The organism is Dietzia sp. SYD-A1, from assembly GCF_015356725.1.
Taxonomy (GTDB): domain Bacteria; phylum Actinomycetota; class Actinomycetes; order Mycobacteriales; family Mycobacteriaceae; genus Dietzia.
On the sequence record NZ_JADDKI010000583.1, the window covers coordinates 1 to 5,215 of the forward strand.

The 5,215-nt window shown below is 71.1% G+C and carries 5 protein-coding genes; 2 read left to right on the top strand and 3 right to left on the bottom strand.

Annotated elements, in window-relative coordinates; all coding sequences use genetic code 11:
* Positions 1–593 (bottom strand): FUSC family protein (locus IY392_RS17270; protein ID WP_194861904.1); only part of this gene is annotated, 593 nt, incomplete at its 3' end.
* Between the two features lie 150 nt (positions 594–743).
* Positions 744–2,027, bottom strand: coding sequence for an acyl-CoA dehydrogenase family protein (locus IY392_RS17275; RefSeq protein WP_194861905.1), 1,284 nt, complete (start codon positions 2,025–2,027; stop codon positions 744–746).
* A 155-nt stretch (positions 2,028–2,182) separates the two neighbouring features.
* Here IY392_RS17275 and IY392_RS17280 point away from each other — a divergent pair, with 155 nt between their 5' ends.
* Entirely contained in the window at positions 2,183–3,142 is a 960-nt protein-coding gene (locus IY392_RS17280) for a TIGR03620 family F420-dependent LLM class oxidoreductase (protein WP_194861906.1), read from the top strand.
* A gap of 17 nt (positions 3,143–3,159) precedes the next feature.
* Here IY392_RS17280 and IY392_RS17285 read toward each other — a convergent pair whose 3' ends face one another.
* Positions 3,160–3,696: a hypothetical protein gene (locus tag IY392_RS17285; RefSeq protein WP_194305543.1), complete on the bottom strand. Its 537-nt coding sequence runs from the start codon at positions 3,694–3,696 to the stop codon at positions 3,160–3,162.
* A 103-nt stretch (positions 3,697–3,799) separates the two neighbouring features.
* Here IY392_RS17285 and IY392_RS17290 point away from each other — a divergent pair.
* Positions 3,800–5,215 (top strand): MFS transporter (locus IY392_RS17290; protein WP_107755273.1); only part of this gene is annotated, 1,416 nt, incomplete at its 3' end.

A 5,215-nucleotide genomic window follows, 5' to 3' on the forward strand; every position in this document is an offset into this window, starting at 1 on the left:
GTCCGGGGCGGAGCGGCGGCGAGGGTGTCCATCTCCTCGAGCCGCCGCTCCGCCCCGGACAGCGACCCGGAGGCGAGGTCGTCCCGCAGCGCGATGAGCACGGAGGCGAAGCGGTCCAGGTGCCGGGCGGCGACCGCCGTGACCCTGTGGCGGGGATGGTGGGGGACCACCGAGGTCAGCACCACGGCCACCGCGCCGCCGATCACCGCGTCCCCGAGCCTGACCCACGGGCCGGTCTCCAGGACGGGCACGAGGACCATGACGACGACCGCCGCGACCGCCGCCTGATTGCTCAGCAGTCCACTCGCCCGGAACGCCACCGCCGCGGTGGTGGCCGCGAGCACCGCCACCGTGAGCTGCCACGCACCGACACCGAACCACCGCGCCAGGAGTTCGGCGGCCACGATCCCGAGGAGCACGCCCGTGGAGATCTCGAGAGCACGGACGCGCCGCTGCCCTGCAGAGAGCCCGGTCGCGACCACCGCGGCGATCGGCGCGAAGACCGCGTTCTGGGGGCCGAACACCAGCTCGGCGAGGAGAAACGCGAGGCCGGCGGCCGTCGCGGCGAGAAGCAGGGTGGGGGAGTAGCGCACGACCCTCGCCCAGGATGCGGACCCGCGCCTGCGCGCGCCCTCGACCAACCGGGGCCAGTGGGCGGAATTCTCCGACTCGATGCGACACCACCTCCGGCTACCGGCGTGAGTCCACGGTACGGGCGGGCCACGGGGACGTCATCCGGATGCTCAGCGCGAGAGCAGCCCCTTGGCGATGTGCGTCACCTGGATCTCGTTACTACCGGCGTAGATCATCAGCGACTTGGCATCCCTGGCGAGTTGTTCGACCCGGTACTCGGCCATGTACCCGTTGCCTCCGAAGAGCTGCACCGCGTCCATCGCGACCTCGGTCGCCACCTCGGAGGCGTAGAGCTTCATGGCTGACGCCTCTGCCAGGGTGAGGGGCTTTCCGGCCCGGGCGCGCTCGAGGGAGTGGAACACCATGTTCTGCACGTTCATCCGCGCCACCTCCATCCGGGCCAGCTTGAGCTGGATCAGCTGGAAGCGCCCGATCTCCTGGCCCCACAGTGTCCGCTCCCGCGAGTAGTCCACGCAGAGTCGATGGCACTCCTGGATGATGCCCAGCGACATGGTCGCCACGCCGATGCGCTCCGCGGTGAAGCTGGACCTGGCGGACTCGCGCCCGTCGCCACCCCGGTGGTCCTCGGTCTCCCCGAGGAGGCGGTCGCGGCCGAGACGGACGTCGTCGAAGAACAGCTCGCCGGTGGGGGAGCTGTGCAGGCCCATCTTCTTGAAGGGGGCGCTCTGGGTCAGGCCGTCCATCCCCGTGTCCAGGACGAAGGTCAGGACCGGGCGGTCCCGCTTGGCGGTCGCGGTGGCACCGTCCTCGACACCGGCTGCCGTGCCCTCGTCGAGCTTCGCGTAGACGATCATCACGTCGGCGTGCGGGCCGTTGGTGATGAACGTCTTGTGGCCGTTGAGGATGTAGTCGTCGCCGTCCCTCCGCACGTAGGTCCGCATCCCGCCGAACGCGTCCGACCCCGAATCCGGCTCCGTGATCGCCCACGACGCGACCTTCTCCATGGTGACGATGCCCGGAAGCCAGCGCTTCTTCTGCGCCAACGTCCCGCGCGACATGATGGTCGTGGCGCCCAACCCGATGCTCACCCCGAGCGCGGAGACCAGGCCCATGCACGCTCCCGCGAGTTCGCTGATCACCACCGCCATCAGCGAGTCCTGGCCCTCGAACGCCCCGCCCGAGCCTTCCGACCCGCTCGAGCCCCCCGACCCGCTCGACCCGCCCGACTCCCGTGCCTGCTGCCTGGCGAGCATCTTCTCGACCGCGTCTGCGGCCATCGTGTCGATGCCGAACTCCGCGAACAATGTGCGGATGATCGGGTACGGCGTCATCTCCCCGCTCTCCAGGGCGTCCAGGTTCGGACGGATCTCCTTGTCGATGAAGCCGCGTACGGCCTCTCGGATCATCAGGTCGGTCTCGGACCACTCGAACATCGACGCCTCATCTCCTCGGAGTCCCAGGGTTCTGCTGGAACGTGTTCCGCCTGAAGTCTGGCGCGCCCCCGTCGGGCGGGTCGTGGTTTCGGCGTGAAACGCCTCCCGGGACCTGAGGCACACAGGAGCCCGCACTGTTTGGCACACTCGGGTGCATGAGTGAGTCACCCCACGATGCGACCGACCGGGCTGACCACAACCGGGCCGGCCGCGGCCGGCTGGGGAGGGTCGGGCTGTGGACGGGTTCGCTGGAGGGCGTGCCGCCGGCGGGGATCCCCGACCTGCTCGGCGAACTCGACGACCAGGGATGGGGGTCGCTGTGGTTCGGAGAGGCCGTCGGGCGCGAGGCGTTCACCGCCGCGCAGCTCTACCTGTCGGCCACCAGCCGCATGGCCATCGGCACGGGAATCGCGAACATCTACGGACGGGACGCCTCGGCCGCCGGCGCGGCCGCGCGCACCATCGAGGCCCTGCACCCCGGTCGGTTCGTGCTGGGTCTCGGAGTCTCCCACGCCCCGCTGGTGGAACGGCACCGCGGACACCACTACGGTCGCCCGCTGTCGGCGATGCGCGAGTACCTCGACGCGCTCGACCGGACCCAGCCCATGGCCGCGGGCGAGGACACCATGCCGCCGGTGGTGCTGGCCGCGCTCGGGCCCAGGATGCTCGAGCTGTCCCGGGACCGGACCTCCGGAGCGCACCCGTATCTGACCCTGCCCGAGCACACCGCGCGGGCGCGCGACATCCTCGGCGGGTCCGGGGATGACGGGCCGGCGCTGGTGGTGGAACACGCTGCGGTGCTCGCCGCAGGTGTAGAGGACGACGACGAGCTGTGGCGGTCGCGGGCCCGGGACCACCTGAACATCTACACGGGACTGCCGAATTACCGGAACTCGTGGACCCGCCAGGGCTTCGACGAGTCCGACTACATCCGCGGCGGCAGCGACCGCCTGCAGGCGGCCTTGGTCACCCGGGGGATCGAGGCCACGCGGGTCCGGGTGCAGGAGCATCTGGACGCGGGCGCGTCGACGGTGCTCGTGCAGGTGCTCGGTGAGAACGTCCTGGTCCCGCCGGTCGAGGACTGGCGGCGCGCGTCCGAGGGCCTCCTGGACTGACCGCTCCCGGTCCTCTCTCAGCCCGGGTACGCGACGGTGTCGACGACGATCGGCCCGGCCACGGCCCCCCCGGTGGTGGTGAGGCGGTACTCGACCCGACCCGACCCGGTGGAGATGATCGCGTCGTAGGGGTGCGCGACGGGGTCCGGGACACCGAGGGAGAACCGCGGGTGGGGGATCTGCGCGACCTTCTCCCCGCGCGCGCCGGTGTCCAGGTTGCGCCAGGACAGCGTGGCGGTCAGGGCGCACGGACCCACGCCCGCGACCGCGAAAGCCCAGCTCACACTGGCCGTACCGGGATACCCGTCACCCCGGAGTGAGGTGGACACCGCGCCGGCGCACGCGCCGGTGGGAGATCCGCCCCAGGTGACCAGACGGTCCGGGGCGGGCAGGACCTGGACGACCGCCTCGGCGGAACCCTGGGCGTGCGCCGTGGCCGGGGCCGCGAGGACGGCCGACGAGGCGAGGGCCGTGGCGGCGAGAGACGCGACGATGGTGGCGGGGAGTCGGTGGGCGGACCGCCGGGACCTTCCGGTGATGTTCACACCGGCCATGCTGGCACCGGGTGATGCAGACCACAAGAGCGCGGGGTCGGCAGCGGACGCGGTCGACACCTGTCTGTAGTGTCCGACTACAGGTCTCTGGAAGGACACGGCGATGGGCGGCAGGACTCGGGGCGGGGACGCCGTTCGTGCGGAGCAGGACGGGTTGGTCGTCGTTCTGGCCTTCGGCGGGATCGTCATGTCCCTCACCCAGACTCTGGTGATCCCGCTGCTGGGGATGCTGCCGGCGATCCTCGGCACCTCGGCGGCCAACGCGGCGTGGGTCGTCACCGTGACCCTGCTGGCCGGAGCGGTGGCCGGCCCGGTGATGGGCCGCCTCGGCGACCTCTACCCCAAGAAGAACGTCCTCATCGGTGTCACCGCGGTGATGGTCGTCGGGTCCGTCTTGTGCGCCCTGGCCACCTCGCTGTGGCCGATGCTCGTCGGCCGGGCGCTCCAGGGCGTGGGGATCGGGGTGATCCCGATCGGGATCGCGACGATGCGTGAGGTCCTGCCCGCCGTGCGCCTCGGTCCGGCTATCGCGTTGATGAGCTCCTCGTTGGGGGTCGGTGGCGCGCTCGGGCTCCCGGCGGCGGCCGCCCTCGCGCAGTACGGCTCATGGCAGTGGATGTTCTGGGGCACGGCCGTACTCGGGGTGGGGATCATCGCGATGATGGCGCTGCGCATCCGGTCGGTGCCGGCGGCCAAACCCGACGGCACGCTGGATCCCGTCGGTGCCCTGGGTCTGGCGGTGGGTCTGATCGCGCTCCTGTTGGCGGTGTCCAAGGGCGCGGACTGGGGTTGGGTCTCTCCCCTGACCCTCGGACTGTTCGTCCTGGCCGCCGTCGCGTTCCCCGTGTGGGGGTGGTGGGTCCTACGTCACCCGTCGCCGCTCATCGACCTGCGGGTAGCGGCCCGACGACCGGTCCTGCTGACCAACATCGCCTCGATCCTCGTGGGCATGGGGCTCTACGCGCAGCTGCTCGTGATCCCGCAGATCCTCCAGCTCCCCGTGGCCACCGGCCACGGTCTGGGCCAGTCGATGGTGGCGATGGGACTGTGGATCGCGCCCGGCGGGCTGGCCATGATGGCCGTCTCGCCCGTGAGCGGACGGCTCATCACCACCCGTGGGCCCAAGCCCACGCTCATCCTGGGATCGCTGGTCATCGCGGCCGGGTACGCCTCCGCCCAGTTCCTCATGGGGTCGACGTGGGGCGTCATGATCGCGGCCGTCATCACCAGCTCCGGAGTGGGTCTGGCCTACGGCGCCATGCCCGCCCTCATCATGTCGTCGGTGCCGCACTCCGAGATGGGGTCGGCCAACAGCGTCAACACACTCATGCGCTCGATCGGCACCACCACCGCCGCGGCGGTCCTCGGCGTGATCCTCACGCAGATGTCCGTGGACTTCGGGGGGTTGTTCGTCCCCACCGAGACCGGTTTCCGGGTGGGCCTGCTGCTCGGGTGCGGCGTCGCCCTGGCCGCCGCGGCGGTCGCCGCCGTGATCCCGCCGCCGTGGGAGTCGGAGGAC

Bases quoted from the DNA above. Each gene is read 5' to 3' on its own strand.
- IY392_RS17280 (WP_194861906.1), top strand. From the start codon at position 2,183: ATGAGTGAGTCACCCCACGATGCGACCGACCGGGCTGACCACAACCGG.
- IY392_RS17285 (WP_194305543.1), bottom strand. From the start codon at position 3,696: ATGGCCGGTGTGAACATCACCGGAAGGTCCCGGCGGTCCGCCCACCGA.
- IY392_RS17275 (WP_194861905.1), bottom strand. From the start codon at position 2,027: ATGTTCGAGTGGTCCGAGACCGACCTGATGATCCGAGAGGCCGTACGC.